At 34.2% G+C, this 23,414-nt stretch carries 16 protein-coding genes and 1 pseudogene; 5 read left to right on the plus strand and 12 right to left on the minus strand.

Translation table 11 applies throughout. The annotated features are described in order from the left end of the window. Window positions 1–115: 115 nt before the first annotated feature. The 3 genes from RM51_RS13535 to RM51_RS13545 are packed head-to-tail and all read right to left on the minus strand — an operon-like array spanning window position 116 to window position 4,862. On the minus strand, window positions 116–2,368 hold the full coding sequence (locus RM51_RS13535) for a PAS domain-containing hybrid sensor histidine kinase/response regulator (RefSeq protein ID WP_052248508.1): 2,253 nt from the start codon (window positions 2,366–2,368) through the stop codon (window positions 116–118). Window positions 2,369–2,370: 2 nt separating this feature from the next. Then, entirely contained in the window at window positions 2,371–3,507 is a 1,137-nt protein-coding gene (locus RM51_RS13540; RefSeq protein WP_039370546.1) for an FIST signal transduction protein, read from the minus strand. An 11-nt stretch (window positions 3,508–3,518) separates the two neighbouring features. Then, complete coding sequence (locus RM51_RS13545) at window positions 3,519–4,862, minus strand: sigma-54-dependent transcriptional regulator (RefSeq protein WP_039370549.1); 1,344 nt, start codon at window positions 4,860–4,862, stop codon at window positions 3,519–3,521. Between the two features lie 883 nt (window positions 4,863–5,745). Here RM51_RS13545 and RM51_RS13550 point away from each other — a divergent pair. From RM51_RS13550 to RM51_RS13570, 4 genes are all read left to right on the plus strand, one after another. Beyond that, entirely contained in the window at window positions 5,746–6,870 is a 1,125-nt protein-coding gene (locus tag RM51_RS13550; RefSeq protein ID WP_039370551.1) for a helix-turn-helix domain-containing protein, read from the plus strand. 158 nt (window positions 6,871–7,028) lie between these two features. After that, window positions 7,029–7,964 carry an alpha/beta fold hydrolase gene (locus tag RM51_RS13555; protein ID WP_039370554.1) on the plus strand — a complete coding sequence of 312 codons (936 nt, stop codon included), beginning with the start codon at window positions 7,029–7,031 and terminating at the stop codon, window positions 7,962–7,964. A 29-nt stretch (window positions 7,965–7,993) separates the two neighbouring features. Beyond that, window positions 7,994–9,037, plus strand: coding sequence for a serine hydrolase domain-containing protein (locus RM51_RS13560; RefSeq protein ID WP_039370557.1), 1,044 nt, complete (start codon window positions 7,994–7,996; stop codon window positions 9,035–9,037). Window positions 9,038–9,952: 915 nt separating this feature from the next. Further along, on the plus strand, window positions 9,953–10,717 hold the full coding sequence (locus tag RM51_RS13570) for a response regulator transcription factor (RefSeq protein ID WP_039370563.1): 765 nt from the start codon (window positions 9,953–9,955) through the stop codon (window positions 10,715–10,717). A 232-nt stretch (window positions 10,718–10,949) separates the two neighbouring features. Here the strand turns inward: RM51_RS13570 and RM51_RS13575 are convergent, their stop codons facing one another. The 5 genes from RM51_RS13575 to RM51_RS13595 all read right to left on the minus strand — a co-directional run bounded on the left by RM51_RS13575 (window position 10,950) and on the right by RM51_RS13595 (window position 17,328). Further along, window positions 10,950–11,468, minus strand: a complete 519-nt coding sequence (locus RM51_RS13575) for a DUF2911 domain-containing protein (RefSeq protein WP_039370566.1) — start codon at window positions 11,466–11,468, stop codon at window positions 10,950–10,952. A 25-nt stretch (window positions 11,469–11,493) separates the two neighbouring features. Next, on the minus strand, window positions 11,494–13,185 hold the full coding sequence (locus RM51_RS13580) for a sodium:solute symporter (protein WP_039370568.1): 1,692 nt from the start codon (window positions 13,183–13,185) through the stop codon (window positions 11,494–11,496). A gap of 100 nt (window positions 13,186–13,285) precedes the next feature. Beyond that, window positions 13,286–15,790, minus strand: a complete 2,505-nt coding sequence (locus RM51_RS13585) for a PIG-L family deacetylase (RefSeq protein ID WP_039370572.1) — start codon at window positions 15,788–15,790, stop codon at window positions 13,286–13,288. Between the two features lie 159 nt (window positions 15,791–15,949). Further along, complete coding sequence (locus RM51_RS13590; RefSeq protein WP_228375818.1) at window positions 15,950–16,597, minus strand: response regulator; 648 nt, start codon at window positions 16,595–16,597, stop codon at window positions 15,950–15,952. Then, a complete protein-coding gene (locus RM51_RS13595) occupies window positions 16,594–17,328 on the minus strand; it encodes a sensor histidine kinase (protein ID WP_039370575.1) in 735 nt (244 codons plus the stop codon). The genes RM51_RS13590 and RM51_RS13595 overlap by 4 nt, the downstream gene beginning before the upstream one ends. 287 nt (window positions 17,329–17,615) lie before the next feature. Between RM51_RS13595 and RM51_RS13600 the strand changes: the two genes are divergently transcribed. Continuing rightward, window positions 17,616–17,822: a hypothetical protein gene (locus RM51_RS13600; RefSeq protein ID WP_039370578.1), complete on the plus strand. Its 207-nt coding sequence runs from the start codon at window positions 17,616–17,618 to the stop codon at window positions 17,820–17,822. Between the two features lie 112 nt (window positions 17,823–17,934). On the opposite strand, the gene RM51_RS13605 is transcribed toward RM51_RS13600, so the two are convergent. From RM51_RS13605 to RM51_RS13620, 4 genes and pseudogenes are all read right to left on the minus strand, one after another. Next, a complete protein-coding gene (locus RM51_RS13605; protein WP_039370581.1) occupies window positions 17,935–19,368 on the minus strand; it encodes a hypothetical protein in 1,434 nt (477 codons plus the stop codon). A gap of 10 nt (window positions 19,369–19,378) precedes the next feature. Next, window positions 19,379–22,156 (minus strand): fimbria/pilus outer membrane usher protein, encoded by a 2,778-nt coding sequence (locus RM51_RS13610; RefSeq protein WP_228375819.1) that lies wholly within the window; start codon window positions 22,154–22,156, stop codon window positions 19,379–19,381. A 33-nt stretch (window positions 22,157–22,189) separates the two neighbouring features. Next, the gene (locus RM51_RS13615; RefSeq protein ID WP_228375820.1) at window positions 22,190–22,990 is read right to left on the minus strand and encodes a fimbrial biogenesis chaperone; all 801 of its coding nucleotides are present in this window, start codon (window positions 22,988–22,990) and stop codon (window positions 22,190–22,192) included. 81 nt (window positions 22,991–23,071) lie between these two features. Then, window positions 23,072–23,414, minus strand: a pseudogene (locus RM51_RS13620) (peptidoglycan-binding protein LysM); the annotation flags it as partial.

The following is a 23,414-nucleotide window of genomic DNA, read 5'->3' on the forward strand; positions in this document are numbered from 1 at the left end:
ATTTGAAAACTATATTTCCATTTACATGCCCTCATATAAACAACTGAAAATCAATATTTTTTTAAATTTAAATTTTCCAAAATATGGAATCTGTCTAAATTTTGGAAAATTTAATTTATTTAACTTTTTTCTGTAACTGTTCAATTACATGTGTAAGAGTAAATTTTATATCTTCAAACAATGGATAAAGTTCAGAAAAATGACTCTTTTGTTCTTTAGCATTAATTTCAAGCTCGGCTACTTTCTCGCGAATTGAATAAATTCCGAATCCTTCAATGCTAGGTTTTATTTTATGTATCAATCTTGAAATTTCTGCATAGTCTTTCTCATCAAATGCCTTATCAACTAAAGGAATCGTTTCCCTGATCTGATTAATAAATATAGACAGCATCTTTTGAATAAAATCTTCATCACCTCTACCTAGTGCTTCAATACTACTTAAGTTGTAAAGTTTTGGCGCCCCATCATGAACAGCTTCTATCGTGGAATTTTTAGTATACTTATAAATAATCTTTAACAGCTCTTCTTCATTAAAAGGCTTTGTTATATAATCATTCATCCCAACGGACATACATTTATCTATTTCTGTCTTAAAGGCATTAGCTGTAAGCGCTATAATTGGAGTATCAAGCGCGAACTCAGTTCGAAGTATATTAGTTGTTTCAATACCATCTAATTCAGGCATTTGTATATCCATTAAAATGATATCAAATTTTTCTTTTCGTAGAATATCGATCGCTATATTACCATTATCAGCCTTAGTAACTTTACATCCAAAATACACAAGAGAATTCTCAGCGACAAGTTGATTAATTTCATTGTCCTCTACCAGTAAAACATGTACTCCTTTTATTGAAGGAATATCATTCTCCTCTATACTTTTTACAGAAGCTTTTTCTGTACTTTTTTCCAGAGTTAACCTTATTGTGGTTTTTGTCCCTACATTCTTCTCGCTTTCGATCTCTATTTTTCCTTTCATCAGAGTAACCAACTCTCTGGTGATTGCCATACCTAGGCCTGTACCACCATATTTTCGTGAAACAGATCCATCCTCCTGATTAAATTTCTTAAATATATTTTTTACATACTCTTCACTCATACCTATTCCTGTATCAGAAATAATAATAGAAATCGTCTGATAATTAGGAAAGTCTTGTAGTAAAGTACAATCTACTGCAATCTCACCATGGTCTGTAAACTTTAAAGAATTCCCAAGAATATTGTAGAGAATCTGTTCTATCTTTAAAGAGTCTCCTTTAAATTCCGGAGAAAGACCATCAGCAAAATTTGTCCTTAGCGCTATCTTTTTCTCTCTTGCCTTAGATTCGAGAATCGTAAGCACATCATGTACACTCTTTTGTATTGAAAAAGAATGCATATCTAAAGACATTTCACCTGACTCAATTTTTGAAATATCCAGAATATTATTAATAATAGACAATAAGTGCTGTGAAGCATTATAACTGTTCTCAACAAATTGACTTTGAGTTGTACTTAGATCAAGTCTTTTGAGCTCTCTCAAAAAGCCAATGATCCCATTGAGAGGTGTTCTAATCTCATGACTCATGTTAGCCAGAAAGACTTCTTTTGCTTTTGAAGCCTCTATTGCTTTTGTCTTTTCTTTTTTTAAGTCTTCTTCTAATTTTTTCTGATCTGTAATATCGAGATGAATACCTATAGAACCTAAAAGATTCCCATGATCATCATAATTGGGTGCTCCGCTTATTGCCCACCATCTTATTTCTCCTCTTTTATTTTTTACAGGAAGCTGATACACGTTTGAAACTCCATTTTTTCTTAATTCGATTTGTTCTTGTACAAACTGATGATTATTGTCCCCATATACAAATAACTGGGAGGGATTTTTGCCAATTAATTCATCCGGGTCATAACCGGATACATCACAAAAACTTTGATTGGCATAGCGGATTATTTCGTTATTGTCTACTTCCAACAATCCCAAATTCATATTGGCAATCATGTTTCGGTATTTTTCCTCTTGTCTTTTAATATTCTCTTCAGCTCTCTTACCTTCTTTAATCTGTTCTGCCAAATAAAGAGACAATTCTTTCAGATCCTCGTTTTTTTTCTCTTCAATATTTGAATCAAGAAGTTTCAAAGAGTCGTAAAGATTAGAAATAGATTCATGCTTAACTACATTTTCCTTCTTCAAATTATCATATAATTCTTTGTACTCTTCTTCATTCTGTCTGAAAGCGTGATCCATAAGCTCTTTATCGCGTTCAAAAGATCTATAGGACTCATTAACAGCATTAATAAAATTACTGAATTGAGGGTGACTTTTACAATCTTCTGTAAGATATTTATTGATCTGTCTTTTTAGCAAACTGTGAAATACTATTTCCATATTTATTCAATTTCATTTACGGTGGTAATAGTTATGGTTTGATTGTGCAACACACAATCCTCAAATGACTTAAGTGGTGATATTTCTCCATAAGAATAAAAACCTGTCAATATTGTTTCACTTCCCAATACATCTCGAACGATTTCTATTTCCTCAGCAACCCGTTCTCCAAGAACAAGTTTTCTTCCAACACAGCTAACAATAATTCCTAAACTGGGTCTAGAACTTATTTCCAAACACTTTTCTGCGGCATCATTAGCAGCATCGATTAATCTGTCCATATTGGCTTTCATAAATCTTACTTTACTTCCTTCCGGCAAATCTCCAGCAAAAATCATATTGCCTTCATCATTAATCGACAAAATAGTCCTCACGACATGATCCGAAGTTTCCGAAGTTTTTAAAGAAAGTGGAAAAAATAATGCAGAACTAGGCAGTTCTTCTGCATATTTCCCCAGATACTTTTTATACAGATCCAACGCATTTTTATTATCTATTTCATAAAGTACATTATATTGAGATTTGGTCACCGTTCTTTCTAAACCGAAACTTTCCCATCCTCCGTAAGATGAGTGAGAAAGTTCTAACTTATCTCCATAAAATCCAATTGCAACAATTTTATCTGATGAAGGAATTTGGTTAAGACCCACTACTGTTTTCTCGAACTTATCACTATCTCCAGCAAGACCGCCTGAGATTAGAACTTTGTCCGGTCGTGCATTATTAAGTCCTTCTACCAGCTGACTTCCATTAACCTTACTTCCATCTGATAAGACAAATACCCATTTAAGATGATCACCAGAAAGATTTTCTATAAGCTTATTTCCTGCTTCAAAACTATTCTCAAAATCATTAATATCTATTTGCGTCGTTCTGATTTGCGATGATGAAAATTCAAGTATTGTTACTGATACTGTATCATCAAAAACTTCATTGCTAAAAATTTCACCGGAAGACGATGAAAGAGCAATATCAGCCCTAGGAAATTTATTTTTAATTTCAGAAAAAAATGCAGGATCTTCTAATATATTTCGGGCACCATATCCTAATACCAAAACAGCATCCTGGTAATCTATACCTTTATCATTTCGTTCAGATTCCCATTTCCCATTTATGTAAAGTAACTTTGCAACTTTCATGATAATTCTTTTTAATTTGTTTTTGATACACTATTGATTACATTATAAACTGTTGATTTTCCTATATCTAAAATCTTTGCCGTCTTAATTACATCATTATTATTTTTTTTTAGAAAATGAAGGATAATATCTGTTGTATATTGTTTCAATGTTTTGTGCCCGGTAAGAAATGCTTCAGAGTCCTTTTCAAGATTATAAAAACTGATATCATCACCTTCTATCTCATTTCCTTCCGCCATCACGCAAGCAAGATCTATAACAGATTTCAACTCTCTTACATTTCCTGGAAAACTATATTTTAAAAGTTTCTTTTTAGCTTCGGATGATAAATTACGTGCCTTAATTTTATTCTCTCTCGAAAAAGAATCAATAAAATGTTTTGCCAAAATCAAAACATCCTGATCTCTGTCTCTAAGCGGAGGTAATTCTATTGGAAGACCTACAATCCTATAATACAGATCTTCTCGAAAATTTCCTTTCTGAACCTCAATTGCCAAATTTTTATGCGTTGCTATAATCAAACGAATATCAAGTTTAATTTTTTGAGTTCCCCCTACCCTGATAATCTCTCTTTCCTGTAATACACGAAGAAGCTTACTTTGGAGATTAAAATCCAATTCAGCAATTTCATCCAAAAAAATAGTTCCTCCGTTTGCTTGCTCAAATTTTCCGATTGATCGATCATTAGCTCCCGTAAAAGCTCCTTTTTCATGCCCAAAAAATTCGCTTTCCATGAGATCTTTAGGAACTGCTGCCATATTAACAGCAACAAAAGGTTTATTTTTTCGACTAGAATTAAAATGAATTGCTCTGGCAACAACTTCTTTTCCAGTTCCTGTTTCTCCGGTAATAGAGACATTAATATCTGAGTTAAGAGCCTTACCAATCTTAGAAAATAAAGTTTTTAAGGATTCACTTTGTCCAATAATTGTTTTCTCGAAACTATATTTTTTCTCAAGCTCTTCCTTTAAGTCTTCAACTTCCTGCTTCAATGAAATATTTTCCTTGAGGCGAATAATAGCACTCCACAAAAGTTCTTTAGTATGGTCATTTTTAACAATATAGTCTTTTGCCCCCTGTTTAAGAAAATTAATTGCAACTGAAATATTCTCTTGACCACTAATAACAATTATGGGCAGATCGGGATACACATTTTTTATCTGTTTAAAAAGTTCATCTCCCTGTATATCAGGTAAACCAAAATCAATACAGATGAGATCCGGATTATGATACAACTCGGAAAGGCAATCTTTGGCAGTATTATATAAAAAAACATCATAATCAGGATTAAGCTGAAGATGATACTTAAGCATTTCTCCAAAAAAGGGATCATCATCTACTAAGAATATTTTCATTATGGTATTAGTTGATATTACTAAAATAGTGTTTTTTATTTATTCATATATGAATTACTTTTGATTTATTTAATTATGTCTTCTATACAATAAATTCGTTTCTAGAAGGTGTTGAACTTCTCAATCTTTTGTAATTTATTTAAATAAACCAAATCATATAGTATTAAAAAACACCCATCTAACAAAATAATTTAAAACAACTGAAACTTATTCTTTCTGAAATTGGACATTCTTAATTGTTTGAATATTTTAATGATAATCGAATATAAAAATAATACCTCAAAAAATAAGAATCATTTCTAAGGTCATCTACATTACGTTTTTGGCTTAGACACTGAGCAGATTATTACAGCACTCGAACAATTTGATAATACGGATTATTTATCTCTTATCCATTCAAGACATGGCTTGTAATGGAAGTTATCTTCTACAATTTAAGCTCTAAGTATCATAATCTGAAGTATAAAAATTAGAAAATTTGTGAGAAAAATCTAAGATTGGAAATTAGATCTCTATCATATTCTTTGTAAAATCTTCGTGCAAAAGTAAAAGACAATCGAAGTTAAATGGGTACCAATAAGGTCAATCTACATTTTTTAATACTCAAAATTATTTTCCTTATAGTTTAAAGTATATGAAAATTACTAGATAAAAATGAGCTTTCTAATTCTTTTTTTATTTGGCTCAAATGAAGCAAATCATCTATAAAAGTGTTTGAAGATACGCTCGTCTTGGTCACAAATACCAAAATGGCTCAATTTAATCCAGATTGAGCCATTTTTTTGTTCCTGATTCTAGAATAACAGTCCTTTTAATATTTGAAAAATAATTATTGGCAATATTTTTCTTTACTACTTATATTCTATTTTTGTAAAAAGATTAAATGGATAAACTCAATTTTCTGGAAGTTATTGCTGCGATTGCTGTTTTTGTATCGCTGCTGCTTGCCGTATTTTTATTGACGGCAAAAACGGAAAGGAAACTAGAAAACAGATTATTTGCAGCATTCCTTATCATTAATGCCATTGATATCAGCGGACTTTTTATGCATCTTTTTACTGATAGTTATAATCTGAAAGCTTTCAAAATATCTGCTTATTTATTAGTGATGCCTCTTTTTTATCTGTACGTTAATGCCGTTTGTTATTCTGATTTTACCTTAAAAAGGAAGCATTTACTGCATCTTATTCCGTTCATTATTGCCAATTTAATTTTAGTTCCAAGACTTTTTCTGGCAGAAGGTGCTGCTAAAGAATCTTTCTTTAAAGAGATGTGGCATTCTCCTGAAATGTTTATTTATCAGGCAATAGCGGAACTACAGTATTTCTTTTATATTATTGCAGTATTCCTTATCCTTAAAAAATATAAGAAGATTTATCTTGAAAATTACACCAACCCAAACACTCTTCTATACAAATGGCTGTCTCAGCTTACAATGATTTTCTTATTCATCCACTTATGTATTATTATAAAAAACATTGTAAGATACACTCAGGATAGAGATTTATTTATATGGTTGAATATTGTTGCTGGTATTGTATTTTTATTGACTGCCTGTTGGTTTATATTAAAGGCTTTAAATTATCCCGAACTTTTCCGCAGAATTGATTCTACCTTACAACCGACAGACAATTTTACTGAAGCTTTGGAAATTGAAAATAAAACCGATGAAATAAAAAGTTTCCAAATCCAACAGCTTAAAAATTTTATGGCTGAAAAAGAACCTTTTTTAAATCCCTCTTTAACCATTCAGGAATTGGCTGGCCAGGTGAACATTCCAGTTCGTGAGTTGTCTGTTTTAATTAACCATCACATCAATCAGCATTTTTTTGATTTTGTGAATGAATATCGTGTTAAAAAAGCAATGACCATTCTGAAAGATTCCACGAAAAAAGATTTAACAGTTTTAGAAATCTTATACGAAGTAGGTTTCAATTCAAAATCTTCATTTCATACTTATTTTAAAAAATATACAAATCAAACGCCAACAGAATTCAGAAGCAGTTGATAATTAAACAATTGTAAATACTCGAACTTTACATTACAGATAGTCGGACTCATTTTAAACAATAAAATGAGTCCGACTTTTTTACACGGACTTTTTTCAAAACTTTCCACAGCATATTTGTACCAATAAATTTAAACTCAAATTAAAATTTAAAAACTATGAAAAAAATAAGTCTTTTTATCTTCACTCTTTTATCAATATTTTATTTCGCACAATTAAATCCTGTAAAAACGGACACTCTTTTAACCGTAGAAATTGGCGGGATAAAACAAGCAATCGAAATTAAAACAGACAATACTAATAAACCAATTCTGCTATTTTTATCAGGAGGTCCGGGAAGTTCAATGATGAAAAATGCGGATTCTTTCACTCATATTTTAAAGAATCAATTTACCATTGTTCAATGGGATCAGAGAGATGCTGGAAAAACATTGGAATTGAATCCTTCATCGGTTCAACCGTCAGTAGAACTGATGGGAAAGGACACGTATGAAGTTATTAATTTCCTGCTCAAGACACTCAATCAGAAAAAGCTTTATTTATTAGGGAGCTCTTGGGGAAATGCTTTAGGTTTTTACATTGTCAGAAATCATCCCGAATTATTACATGCTTATTTTGCTGTTAATCCGGTAATCAGTCAACTTGCAAGCGAGAAAGAATTGCTTAAAACTTTAAAAAGTCATTTTAAAGATAACTCTGTTGCGATGCAAGAATTGTCACAAGTACATTTTCCTTTTACTAATGATGAAGAAATGTTTTACTTAAGAAAATGGCTTTTTTACAAAGATGGAAAACAATATGTAACAAGTGACGATTTCAAAAAAGGTTTTCTTCAATGGTCAAAAACCTGGTCAGCTGCCTGGAACGAAGTGATGAAAATTGATTTGCCAAAAACTTTAAAGAAAGTTAATTGTCCGGTTTATTTCTTGGTTGGTAAAAATGACATTCAAACTTTAACTTCCATTACAGAAAAATATTATCATGAAGTGAGAGCACCCAAGAAAGATTTATTTTTATTTGAAAACTCGGGACATCAAATTCATAAAGATGAAGCTGCAAAATTCCAAAATACAATCATTAAAACATTAGATTAATATCTTCCATTCAGCTATAAATTATTACAATGAAATATTCAGTTTTTATATTATTTTTTGTCTTATTTGGGTGTAAAAGTGTTCAACAAATCAATCAACAAAAAGTTGAAAATGCAATTACAAAAAATGCGCTTCAGTTGTTAGAAGATAAAAGATTTCATTCTGTGTCCATTGCTGTGCTTAAAGATGGAAAATCCACCATAAAACATTTTGGAGAATTAACGATTGGAAAAGGTAATAAACCCAACGATTCTACATTGTATGAATTAGCTTCTGTGACTAAGACTTTTACAGGTTATGTAGCCGCAAAAGCCGTCCTTGATAAAAAAATAAATTTAGATGATGATATTAGAATTTATCTTGATGAATCTTATCCAAATTTGGAATTTAAAGGTGAACCAATAACAATCAAACATCTCATCACGCACACAAGTGGATTTCCCAACATGCCTCTAAAAAGTGAAAACAAAGAGGCTTTTTTTGAAGGATTAAAACTCATCAAAATTGAAACAAAACCCGGAGAAGTATATTCCTATTCCAACACAGCTCCAGAGTTGACAGCATACATTCTTGAAAGAGTGTATCAAAAATCTTTTGAAGAATTGGTAAGTGAATTTGTGTTGAAACCCAATAAAATGAGCCAAACCAAGTTTACACTCAATGAAAATGACAGAAGAAGATTGGTAAAAGGCTACAATGATAAAAACGAGTTAATGCCCAACTTCACTAGAACTTTATGGGGCGGGATTTCTGGATTGCACTCAACGACTACGGATTTAGTGAAATATATGAGATTACAACTTGACCAATCAAATCTTATTGTAAACGAATCTCATAAAAAATTATACAAAGAAGGTACTGATTTTTGGGAAGGTTATCATTGGTACATCATAGAAAATGATAACCAATTAATCTATAGACATCACGGAGGTATATATGGAATGCAGAATTGGTTTGTGATTTATCCTAAACAAAATATCGGAATATCCATATTGACAAATACAAGCTTTGATGAAACAGGAAAAATTTTAGAAAAAGTTGTGGATAGTTTGTATGACGATATTATTAAATAAATAGTCTTTAAAATGAAGAATTTTCGAGCTAAATTCAAATTTATAAATTACTATTTAAAACGTTCAAAACATTATATATATCTGCTAATAAATGGCTTTGATAAGGTTCTGTTGAGCTCACCAACAGTCAAATGGCGTCAACTAAAAATAATTGACGCCATTTATGTTTAGAGTGAGTGAAAATATTTCACTTCTTCTGAAATGGTAAAATTAAATTTTTCAAAATCAGCAGGAACATGACGATTGCCAAAACAAAGGATGGTAGATTATCTTTTTATTTTCTTAAGCAGAAATATAATGAAGTTCAAGAATAGAGTTATGATGGTAAGAGTAAGGAAATACCCCTTTAGAATTGTAGTGGATGAAGAAAAACAAATGGTTTTGGAACTGATAATTGGATAGCTTAGAAGCATATTTATAATCGAAGTATCTTCCAGAAAATCAAATATTCCCGCCAAAAGTGGCAAAAAAGCAATAAAAAATAATATCTGAGACTTAATTTTATTTTTTACAAGCAGTCTTATAATGAAAATTGTAAATGTTATTACATAAAAGATGATGAAGGGTATATCTGCGAAAAGCTCAAGATAAAGATAAGTAGATCTTCCCGCCTCACCTAACTGTTCCATTAGAATGCTAACATCAATCAGGTTATATCTATTAAACTTTGTATCCAACAGCTCCCCTCCGCCTATTTGCTGTTGCAAGTTCGGAATAATAAAAAAAGTCATCACACTGAAGATTGACAACAATGGAATTAAAAACAACCAAATATTAGTGTTAAGACAAAAGTTTACAATTTTTTGTTTGATATTTTTCATTGTTAAAATTATTATTGATAAAAGATTAAATTACCATAGATTTAGTAACTTTGACAAAGATAAAAAGGGCTTATAACATGAAAAATAGTAAAAAATGACCATTTTTTCAGTAATTAACGATGAGATTTCAGAGCCCCTTTTTGACCAGGCGTTTAAAGGTGAGCTTGACCCTAAAATGTCATTAGAGAAATATAGGCATGTTGCATTTATATTTTCAGTACTACAAAACTCTACGGCAATTCTTACAGATTTAAGATCCAAAGAAAAATATGTTTATCATGGAGGGCTATCTCTATATTTTGGTCTTGCAGAAGAAAAGGCCAGCTCCATTCAAAGTTCAGTTGCAACTGACAATATTCTGCCACTTATTCATCCTGATGATCTTAGAACCAAACATCTTTTGGAGCTCAAATTATTCCATTTTCTAAAAGATAAAAATTCAAAAGAGAGGTTGAATTACCATATTATCCTCGGTATAAGGGTTTTAAATAAAGAAAAACAATATATTCCGCTTGAGCTCAAAATATTCTATGCTTCATCTACAGACAGCATCCAGCTCATTTTATATCAGTATAGTTTTAGCAGCATTGTGAATAATCCATCTGCACCCGTAATCATTAATTCCAGTAACGGTCAAATTCTATCCGATAATAATTTCAATACCAAGAAGATCCTTACCAAAAGAGAAATAGAAATATTAAAAGAAATATCAATTGGCAAAGCGAGCAAAGAAATTTCTCAAAGACTTTTTATTAGTAAGAATACGGTGGATCGCCATAGACAGAACATTATGGAGAAACTTAGAGTAAAAAGTGCGCTTGAAGCATGTCATATAGCAAGTATGATGGGTATTATTTAGAATTTTGACTTCAATTACATTCTATTCTGGTGAATATACTTTATACATGAGCCAAACAGTCAGGCTGATTATCCTACACTGAATGCGACGTTGAAAGGTTTGGAAGAAAAATTAAGAATTATTGGAATTAATACAAAAGGATTAAATTCATCCAATTGAAGTTTATAATACATTAAAAAAGTAAAACAAAAAATCCCGGATTAACCAGGATCTCAATTTCTTATATTTAAATTTATTTTATCTCTACAGGCACTGAGATTTTATCCCAATCCATGCTGAATCCATTTTTGTTTATTTTATAAACTAAAGTTTCTTGTGTTGCCGGTAAAGCTTTAGTTTTCACCTCAACACGTAAAGCATCTTGTGATTCCTGGTATTTGTAAGCGCCCCATTGTTTTGATTCTTTGTTAAAAATCGCAGTCCAAGTTCCGCTTTCTTTTGGGATTAAGAAAAAGCTGTATTTGCCTGCAGGAAGTTTTTTCCCTTGAACAGTAATATCTTTATCCGTTGTGAAAGTAGTCGCATCGTTTGCTCCTGCACGCCAAACTTTATCATAAGCTTCCAGACCTCCCCAGATTGTACGTCCTTTCACAGACGGACTGCTATAGGCAATTGTAATGGTGGCATCTTTAATTTTTCCTGTGGCAGTAGCGGGAGGGCTTGCAGGTTTTTTAGCTTCCTGTGCAAAGGCATTAAATGAAATTGTCATTGTTGCAACAAGGACTGTGGCAGATTTAATGATCGTGTTCATACTATTTTTGTTTATTTATTGTCCGTTACGAATTTACGGCTTTCGGCTTATAAAATAATAACCCGATCGCAGAAAATATAATAACCGCTGCTGCTCCAATTACATTAAGCCAAAGGAATGAAACAATATCGAACTGATAAACGGCAATTACCGCAATTTCAGACAAAATTGCAGAAACAAATACATTCGCTCCATTGATTTTTTTATAGTAAAATGCGACCAGAAAGATTCCCAATATCGGACCGTAGAAAAGTGAACCTAATACATTCACCGCTTCAATAAGAGAACCCATTTGCGTAGCAAACATTGCGACACCAATTGAGAAAACACCCCACGCTAAAGTGTGTAAACGGCTATATTTCAATTCTGTTTTGTCATCTGGAATTTCTTTTTTAAATATTAAATGAACATCTTTTAATGAGCTGGCTGCAAGGGAATTCAACGCAGCCGAAATGGAGCCCCAACTGGCCAGAAAAATAACGGCAAACAGCAAACCGATCATTCCGACAGGCAAGGTATTTTTTACGAAATACAGGAAAATGTAATTCGTATCCGTTTTCTCAGCATTAAAGTTTGATTTATTAATAGCTTCTTCTACCCTTCCGTGAAGTGCTTTTACTTCGGTTTGTGTGTCTTTAAAATCCTGAATCGTTTTTGTGAGTTGAGGAGAATGAGTTTCTTTCAGCTTTAAAATTTCTTTCGATTCTGCATTAAATTTTAATTGCAAATCCCGATGTTCTTTTTCAAAAACGGCAGCCTGTGCAGGTTGTTTTTCTTTTAAATTCTGATAAGATCGTTCGTTAAAATAAATCGGAGCCGGTTTCAAAGAAAAGAAAGCGAAAAGCAATGCACCAATCAGCAAAATCGCAAACTGCATCGGAATTTTAACCAGTCCGTTCAACAACAAGCCCATATTAGCATTGGTATTGTCTTTTGCCGTAATATATCTCCCGACCTGACTCTGGTCCGTACCAAAGTAAGAAAGTGCCAGAAAGAACCCGCCAATCAACCCACTCCAAATATTGTATTTATCTTTCCAATCAAATTCTGTGGTGATTACATTTAGCTTTCCGGATTTTCCCGCCAGATAAAGTGCGTCATTAAAGCCAATTCCATTCGGCATATTTTGAATAAGCAAATACCCAGCAAAAGCCATTGTTCCTAAAATAATGAGAAACTGTAATTTTTGAGTGTGAGCGATCGCTTTTGCACCACCAACATAGGTGTAAATCAATAGAATTCCACCTGTTAAAACATTCGTCAGATAAATATTCCAGTTTAAAACACTTGATAAAATGATACTCGGAGCATAAATACTGATTCCCGTTGATAAACCTCTGGAAAAAAGAAAAAGCAGTGAAGTCAATACCCTTGTCTTTTTATCAAAACGGTTTTCTAGATATTCATAAGCGGTATAAACATTTAAACGTTGAAAAATCGGGATGAAAGTGATACAGATAACAATCATCGCCAAAGGCAAACCAAAATAATATTGAACGAAACGCATTCCGTCCGTATAAGCCTGTCCCGGCGCTGAAAGAAATGTAATCGCACTTGCCTGAGTCGCCATAATCCCGATCAGCACAATGTACCAAGGCATTTTGTTGTCTGCTTTCAGGTAAGATTCGTTGCTTTTTTGTCCACGACCGATGAACACGCCGTAGACGACCACTGCAACCAATGTAAAAATAAGAACTGCCCAATCTATCGTACTCATGCCCAGAATTTAGTAAACAAATAATAAAATACGATTTGAATAACTAATGCAAATGCCAATAGTATATACCAAGTATTCCAATTTTTAAGTTGATTATTCATTAGTTTTTCTGTGCAGATAAAAAGTTTAAAAATAATCGCGCTGCACCAACATTTCCCGCAGGTAACTGTCTAAAAAATGCCAACGGTGTATAGATGAAATTACCTTTTCCATATTTTGCGTATAAAGTTGATCCCTGCAAAGGTTCTTCACCTGTATCGTGCATTTCAAAAAGCGGTTCATACGCTGCGTCCCATTTATCAGGGAAATAAGCGCCCCGTTCCTGTACCCAACCTTTAAAATCATCCGCAGTAATTTTATTCGGGAAGTTCAGTAATTTATGATTTGGATTTAAAAATTTAACCTCAGCATTTTCTTCGGTAACACGCTTATTGGCAATCGTAAAATTGTACATTCCCAATTGGTCAATCGTTGTATCCTGATTGGTATTATACTGCATCACCAAATTACCTCCGGCTTTTGCATAAGACCATAAAAAAGGCATCCAACGACCCAATTTTTTCTCTGTGTTATTGGCACGAACTCCCAATACGATAGCATCATATTGCGACAGTTTGTTTTGACTACCGTTTCCACCAGACTCATCTAAGTTGCCATAAAAATCTTCATCTTTCAAAATATCAACCTGAATTCCTGCAATACGTAAAAACTCAGGAATGAAATCTCCTGCACCTTGTACATAACCCACTTTTTTAATCTTCGACTGAATATCACCTTTCATCACTGCTACAGTGGCAGGTGTAAAATATTGTAAGGAAGGTAAATGCGGATACTGAATTAATACCTGTTTTTTATTGTAAGTGATTCCATCAGCAACAAAATTGGCATCCAATTGCAACTGATTTGATTTTATTGAAGCAAGTTTGGCTTTTGGAATGACATAATCAATGGTAACATCTTTTCCATTAATTGATTTTAAATCACCACCGCCTAATTGTTCTCCATTATATAACAAGTTTACTTTTCCATTATTAAACTGTTTATTTGAATTAATCTTAAAATTTAAACTCAAACGTAAATCTTCATTTTCTTTTACTAAATAAAGCGATTGTGTAAATTTAAGTTCTAATGCAGGAACAATACGCAAGGCTTCAACCACATCACCACGAACGGGATCCAATTTTTTGAAAGATAAAGGCAATTTAACCTGAAACTTTTCCGAACCGATTTTTAAACCTAACAAAACATTTAGTGGTGATTCTGCTTCAGGCAAACCGACTAAAGTATCATTCGGAACGGAGAAAGTGGCTGCGTTTACAGCTGGTTTTGCCAACCAATATGGCTCTGTAAGCGCTGCATCTGCAGGAATCTGAATATCATGCTGAATGGTAATTAAAGAATCTTTTGATAATTTTCTGTTGAAATTTTCTGACTGACTTAGCCATTTTACATCTTCTAAAACAACAGGATTTGCAGCTCTTGAAATTAAATTTAATTTGAAATTATAATGATCTCCGGCAACAGCTTCAGCTTGATTGGTAACCACTTCACCCATAAACCCAGCACAGCTTAAAATGATGTTGTCAAGAGATTTAATTTTATCATTTTTTAAATCTGAATCTTTTAATGCCATTACTTTTTTTCGCAAAGCAAGCAACGCAGGTAAGCTATGGTTTGGTTCGTTGAAATTAAAATCTGAAATAATTTTATCTAATGATTGATCAATGTCTGCATTTCCAGTTGAAGTCCATGTTTTAACGACTCCATCGAAAAGTGTTGCTTTGGCTGGTTCACCCGCAACATGAGAAAAATATTCAGTTTTGATACCGGCTACAGACTGTGTTCCTGCCCCCTGGCTTTTATGTAAACTTCTGCTTAATCCTGCCAATTCACCATATCCCATTCCCAATTGCGCATCATATTGTCCAACGGTAACTTTCAGCTGATTTTCAGCGGTTGTATTGTTGCTACCAAATCGGAAAGTATTCCACAATACACGTTTTGGTTGCCAAACATTCACATATTTTAGCTGATCCGGGAATGCCGTTTTATCGCCTGCCAATTTAAAAGCTTTTTCTGCAACCACAGCCGAAGCTGCATGTTGTCCGTGTCCTGCCGCAGCAGTAGGAGGAAAACGACAAATGATAACATCAGGACGGAATTGACGGATTATCCAAACGACATCAGCCGTTATGCTATTTTCGTCCCATTGCTTAAAAGTATCGGTCGTATTTTTAGAAAATCCGAAATCAATTGCTCGCGTAAAAAACTGTTGGGCACCATCTAACTTTCTTGCTTCTAAAAGTTCATGCGTTCTGATTAAACCCAATGCGGCACCTTGTTCTGTACCTAATAAATTCTGACCACCATCGCCTCTGGTTAAAGACAAATAGCCCGTTTCTACATTTTGGTCGTTGATTAACCAAGAGAGCAATCCCGTATTTTCATCATCGGGATGAGCCGCAAGATATAAAACTTTAGGGAGATGTTTAAGTGTTTTGAGTTCTCGATAAATTTCAGATGATTTTGAAGGTCGAACCTGCTGAGCCGAACAAAAAACCGTATAAAAGCTAAGAATAGATACAGTGATTACTTTTTTGAACATTTGAATTTGCTTTGCGGGGCAAATATAAGTAAATCGTTTTTCTTTCAACCTGAAAAGAAAAAGCAATCAGCAACTCCAAATGTTCTATTATATTCTTTGTAAAATCTTTATCTGAAAGTCAAAGAAAAAGATCACAATCAATTTTTTTTGATAAAATATTTACTGATTATAGAGCCTAAGAATCTCCACTAATTCGGGTAAAGATCGTATTTTCAGCTTCTCAAACAACCTGTTTTTGTAAGTACTGATCGTCGATGAATGGAGATTAAGTTGATTAGAAATTTCTTTGAGAGGAAGACCTTCAGCAAGCTTATTGGCAATTTGCAATTCGCGGTCTGATAGTGCTTCAAAGGGAGAATTTTTTGTAGCGCCGTTTAAGGATTCTAAAAAAATCGCTTCTTTTATATTATCACTGACATATCTGCCCTTACTCAGCATTGCTGTTAAAGCAGTCTCAATTACTTCACTGGAGCTTAGTTTGCTTAGGTAGCCACCAGCACCCATTTTTAGATAACGCATCCCATACAGCTCTTCATCCTGTGAAGAAAATATTAGAATTTTTAATGCAGGTTGGTGAATTTTTATATAATCTATTGCTTCCTGAACACTACCATTAGGCATATTCACGTCCATAATGGCCAGATCAAATTCTTCTTTCTGAATTAATTTGTACAGTGATTTATAATCTTCTACTTCTGAAATGATGGCATCGGGTTTGAATCGTTTAATTGTTTGTATCAAGCCCATCCGGACGATACCATGATCATCTGCTACAACAATGCGAATGTTTTCTTTTAAACCCATCATTCTATAAATTTACGTAAAAAAAGGGAAACCGTAGTCCCTTTATTTTCAGCGGAAATAATCTGGATATTTCCATACAGCAAGGATATAAAATTTTTTACAATTTTCAAACTTAATCCAACGCCTTTCTCGCCCGAAGTTCCCAGGAATATAGGATTACCATAAGTGTAGATTCCTGATAGATACTTTTCATTCATTCCTGTTCCGGAATCAATTATAGAAAGTACAACCTGATCACCTTCTGTAATCACTTGTAAATAAATATCTTGATCCTGAAAGGAATATTTTACCGCATTGTTGAAAATTTTATCTAAAACATATTCAAGCAATATGCGATCGCTGGTAAGAAATGCATTCTGATCTCCCTTAAAATAAAATTTAATGTTTTTTTCTTTTAATTTAGCAGCGTATTTTTCTTCCAAATAGTGGAAAAGATCCGTCACCATGATTTTAACGGGTTTAATCTTAAATTCCCCGTATTGTGTTTTTAGCCAGGAAATGCTGTCCTGAATAGTTTGCAGATTCTTCTGGGCATCTCGTTTTACCTGTGGCAAGAAATTAAAAAAAACTTCTTCATCTATATTCTTTTGCTCCAGCTCTTCTACAAGCAGCAGAAAGGTTCCAAACAGTTCTTTTGAGTCATGAGACAATATCGAGATCAGTCCGTTCTTGAAATTGATTTCGTTTTCCAGTCTTTTGATTTTTAATTGAAGTTCGTTGATAAAATCATTCATAAATTAATTATCAAAGGTTTTAGAAGCCAGCTGCTTGAATTATTTTTTTGAAAGAAGGCGGAATTACACACGAATAAAAACATCTACTTCAGGCCTTTCTTCCAGAAGGTAGCAAGTTATAAAAAATATCATATTAGTTAAAAAAAAATCAAATGGGATTTACCTGAAATAATAAATGTCCTATTTTATCTTACTAAAAACAGCTGTATCCGGAATGATATTTCCGTAGGATTTCGACTCTGGTAAACTATTTACTGACATCGTCTAAAGTGGATAAAAGACGGAACATGAGAAAGTATCAACAGATTACTGATTGCAAATGGCTGAATGATACAAGACAAAAAAAGCAGTCTGAAGTAGCAATAATTGATAGCCAGACAACCAATATAAAAAGGGAGTTGATGAAGGAAAATCATCAGAGGAAGAAAACGTATCTAATCGCGATAGTTCAAGAAATCTTCTGGACAGTTTTATGGTTTCCGTCAATTACATGATGGAACCACAGCCATAAATTACTGACAAAATACCCTCAGAAAACAAACTATTGGAAGGCATATGTCGATGGACATTATTGCTACTAAAGAGAGAACATTTCAAAAAGTATGGTTAAATTGCCGTAAAGCTATAATAAACATTGATAGAGTAAGTCGTATTTTCTTTCCCTACCAAACTTTGGGCACTCGCAGGTGATATGGTATATCTTATGTTCAATCCTTTGTCCAAAACCGGAGTTCCGTTAAAGAGTATTTTTTGAGGAGTTTTAGATAAGACAGCATTTACAGAACTTCCATCCACACCAATTTGTAAAATATTTGAATTAATGCTGGTCTGCAAACCGCCTTTCTTGAAATAGTTTTCGTCTGATTTTACATAAAGTTCAAAACTTTCATTATTGGACAACATTATTTGGTTTGGAATCATTTGTGACTGACCATCGGTGTACTGGGAAGCAGTATTAAAATTGAAGTTTACATTACGCCCGGAACTGGGGATGGTGATTTCCGACAGAGGAAGCACCTTTAACTGAACAGCCGTATTTTGCAAACTGTTAATTGAATTATCTGTACTTGCGGCATTGAAGTTCAATTCAAACGTATATGTTCCGGCTTCAAAAAAGAAGTTTTTAAAGTCGTCCGCAGACACAGAAAGCTGAGGAATGAAGCTGTTTCTATTTCCCGCTCCAACACTGAAATTAGCAGCGGAAAAATTCTGAAAATCGGAAGATAAGGCTTTGGTGGTGAGTGAAGATCCGTTACTACCCAATTTAATGCTTGCTATATTTCTGGTTCCCGGAACACCTTTAGAAGACGTGAACTGCACAGTTGTGGCAGCCGCTTTCGCCCAAAAATTAAAATCAACCGTATTCGCGATTTCCGTATTCCCCAAATCCCACACCCGCGTGCTTGTATTACGGTAGTCATTCAAAGAAGAGATTTCTATGTATTTCGTTAAAGAGTTTGTGATCCATCGTATAGATGAAGGAATAACTAAAATTGTTTTAAAATTACGTGGGGTAAAATCATTATAATTCTGAGTTATATCCATGGAGTAATTCCCTGCCCGGAAGGCATTGGCAGTAAATTGCGAGGCCGGAATTTTAAATGTAAAATTGATATTTCCCTTGTTGAATCCTCCTCCGACACTGATCGATGGCGGTTCAAACCATTTTATAGCACTTGTACTGAACGATTGAAAACCTGGTAAAGCCCCCGAATAACCTGTAGCAGGCAGCTGACCGCCCATACTTTCTAACTGCCACAGAAGAGTGGAGCTGGGTAAAGTAAGTGAGGAAGAAGAGTGAGTAAAAGTAGGTCCGGAAACAGAGGTAAATGTAGGAGCTGTTGGGAGTAATCCAAAAAAGGCATAATCCCAGTTTGTTCTATTGGCGTTCGTCATTACCCTTGTAGGCACTGATGTAAATTCGCTCCTGTTAAAAATATTATTTTCAGGAATCGACATATATATATCCTGAGCTTTCATGGCTGTAGACCCGCTGAACACGGCAAAAATTCCTATTAGAAAAGACCTCATCTTTTTCATACTTTTAAATTTAAAACTTTTTCACCTTAATGGTGGTGTCTTTCTTCTTATATTCAAAAACCACAGTTTTTGAGTACCCCTCTTTTGTCACCTGAACAGTTTGGATAGGTTGTGTATAGCTGTATTTATCATTTTCAATATAGAGATTGTATTTTCCATCTTTCAGGAAAAACTCAAATTCATTTTTTTGGTTAACCACGGCGGTATAGATCATCCCATCTTCACTTTTTGCATACACCACTATTCCGGTTACATCCGTTTCCACATCATCGTAGGCTTGCTTGATCTCTGTTAATTTCCCACTTACCTTGATGTTTTTTACCAAGCCCACTTTACGGTTAATATTGTTATGTACCATAATAATAGGATCCATCATCAATCGGGCACCTGCATTTTCGTTCACTTTTAGAGTGTAAGTTCCTTCAGGCACATTCTGAAAAACGACTTTTCCATTCTTATCTGTTATCGCTACATAATTGTCCAGCTTTACAATCTCATTAGTAAGTACTGGCTCGCCGGAATCCAGAAACCCATTGAAATTTTTATCTTCAAAAAACTGGAACGCCACTTTATGATTTCCAAGAGCCGTAGCTGCGGTAAAATATTTTTTAATCCCCACTCTGAACTGGTAATAATTTCCACTGGTTGCATATTCAGCCGTAGATTTATAACCGGAAAGATTAAAATAACCTGTGGTGGACCAGGAAGGCGAAATCTTATATTCCAGATTACCGGTGATATTGCTGTTTAAATTTTTATAAAGTTCCGAATAGAAGGTTCCTGCTGAAAAAGATCCAGTCAGATTATGATTAAGCATCTGGAAATTATATGAGGCATAAACATTATAGTTAGCGAAATTACGGTTTACATTATAATAAGAATTTAAATCAAAGACACTGGTTACATTCCATTGGGCCGTTCCGTTAAGGGAGAATGATTTATATCTGTAAGATAAAGTTGTTTTCAAACTGTTGAACCAGTCTGGCGTATTGTCCTCTTTTGAATAAGAATATTCCGCCGTCAGGTTCAATCCGTGGGAACCTAATGTTGTACTGATGTTGGCTTCCAACCGGTATGAAAAAAGCTCATGCGATGTATAAGAATTAGCTGTTTTTTGGTTTTCAACCTTTGGAGAAAGTAGAAAACTCCACTTTTTTACAGAAAACTGATACCCTAATCCTAAAGCTTCTGTGCTATTGAAATAATAACGTAAATTAGAGGTATTCCCAGATTGTGGTGCATTCTGGAAACTCAGGAATTCCGGTTCTACCTGTGAATTCTGATATTGTATAAAAGCACGCTGAGTAGCAGAAAATTGGCGGCTGATACGCTGATTTGTGAAAAGCGATCCTCTTTTGATCCCTGCATAACTTTTGGTGGCAAAGGAATTGACAGATTGTATATCCCATTTCCCTATTCTCCCGTCGTAATTGGCTCCTATTGAAGCTCCTGCGTTTTCATCGTTGTTCAAAAGGCCCTTTTCATTGCTCAGCCCCACCTCAGTACGGATCGTATTTTTTTCGTTGATTAGCAATGATGTTACCGCGTTCGCTACCTGCGTATCTACATTAGTACGCGGATCATGGTCATATATATAAGACACTTTCCCATTGAAAGATTTAGCATTTCCAAAAGCGTATTTTGCACCCGCCATGGTAGATCCTTTTATTTGCTGGAAATAGTTACCATACAGATTATAATTATTTTCCAGTGCAAGAATTTCAATCTGGTTATTTTCACCCAATTTGGTAGAAGCTTTCCCTCCTCTTCCGAAAATAGGGTAATCATAATCGCTGCTATTAACATTTCCCACCCGTAATACCGTATTTTTTCTCTGCAGTTCCAACCAGGTGTCATACAGATTATAAAGACCGTCTTCAAGATAGTAATCTGCACCGATATTGAAGCTCGATTTTAAATTCTCAGTCACCCGAAAAGCTGTGTTTCCTCTCAATTGAAGATAGTTGAAACCCGAACTGTTTTCATTATAGCTAATTTCCGCAAAATTACTTCCACTCGCTGCTTCGTTTCCTCTGGCAATTTGTCTGTTGGGTGATAAAATGACTAAGTAGAGCGTATTGCTTCCCACCATTTTATTATCAAGCATATCTGTGACGATTGCATTAATATTAAATTCCGGATAAAGTGTATTCTGTTTTCTGACTGCAATTTTAATTTCAAGCGTTTGTTTTTCTAAACCTTCCAGAGATACAGTCTGTTGTTTTGGGAAAATTTCCAGACCATCAGGAATTGATTGCAAATCAATCTTAACGGTTCGCTCGCTATACCCTTGATTTTCTACAGTCAGCAGAAGTGAGGATTGCGGCAGAGCAGGATTAATGAAGTTTTCGTAAGTTGCCGTATAAATTGCGATGTTTTTGTTCTCGCCTTTAGCAACGAAGAACGAGGCCATTTCAGTTTTGGTAACCGTTGGAGTGGTGTAAGAAACCTGGAATTGGATCTTATTGGATCCCAGTTTCATAAAATCCAGGTTGGCAATCAGTTTCACAGGAAGATTTTTAGACTGACCAGCGCCTAAGGTAAAGTCACTTTTAGGATAGAAAAGCAATCCCGGATATTTTTCCTGAGGTATGATATTCTGAATCGTGATCTCTTCAGAACTTTTATTCTCAATGACCAGAAAATTAGTAAAAGTAGAACCCTTCTCAACAGCTACACTGTCGTTTTCAAAATGGATTTGTATATCCTTCTTTTCCTGTGCAAAGGCCAACGAAAAGTGCAGAAGAACAAATACAAAAAATAAGATTGTTCTTCTTAGTACTGACATTGGTATTCCATTTTGTGGTTTCAAAGCTTAATTTTAAAATTTAAAGTTTTTTTCTCCTACACGTAAATCATTGGATTCTGCCATTTTAATAATAACCACGCCAAGGAAGTTTCCTGAAATGTTCTCCGGCAAAGAAAACTGAACAACCTGATTGGTATCCGGAAGCATCGAGATGGAAATTGCGGGTAATTTTATTTCCTTCCCACTGTCTGTGTCAGTGAGTTCAAAGCTAACGGTGGCATCATTGATGGTGTTTCCATCATTATGAATGTTTACTGCGACTTTTCTATTCGCCGAATTCTCTTTGCTCGCTTCTGAAATATTGGTGATATCCAAACTTTTCACATGGTTTCCCGGCGGAGTGTAAAAGATGTGAAGTCCTACCTCAAATAAAGTAATAATGCCAATACCATTCTGAATACGTGCCTTATCTGCCTGCTGAGGAAGTTGTGTGAAAAACAACATGCTGTTCGTAACGGCAGACTGTGATGCGTTTGCCGGAATCTGCATGGTTACTACAATTTCCTTTGTACTTTTCGCAGGAACCGTTACAGAATTTTCTAAGGTAGACACCCAAGAGGCATTGGAAGTTTTTGAACTGCCTGCTTCAACATAAACCTTATTTCCGTCTTCTTCTCTAAACCAGTCTTTGTAGTTGAGATTAAAAACATAATCCTTATCGGAGCTGTTTTGAAGCGTGACTGTCTTTGTTACTTTTTCTCCCGGATTACCTGTAAAAAACAAGCGTGTAGGAGACATAGAGATACTTTGTGCCAAAAGTGAAGAAGTCCCTGTGACGATAAAGAAAATGAAAAGGTGAATAAACTTGTGCATGGTGTAAATAGTTTAATAATAAAAGATTCTCAAAACTACTGAAAACGTAGCAAAATGAACCTTTACAAATTAAAAATTTTATTATAAAGCTGTTGCAGTATAAGTTACTGTCTGTGTATAAGTTCCGGCTGGTTTACCTAAAATATCAGACGATGATGATTTTGCTGCTGGAATCGTGTAGTCCAGATTCAGTGTTAATGCGCTTCCAAGAGGAGCATTAGATACTAAGGTTTGATCCGTTGCAGATAAAACTACAGCGCTTTTTGTTCCTCCCATTGTTCCGGCTGCTGTAGCTGCTTTAATCGTCAAGACATTTACAGGAATTAAGTTGGTTCCATTCATGAAATTAGCACCCCCTGCTTTTACTTTAACATTAAAGTTCTTCGTTGAAGTAACTTTCAATGAATTGGCTTTAGTAATGGTC

Origin of the sequence: Chryseobacterium taiwanense (assembly GCF_000813825.1) — a bacterium.
Lineage (GTDB): Bacteria > Bacteroidota > Bacteroidia > Flavobacteriales > Weeksellaceae > Chryseobacterium > Chryseobacterium taiwanense.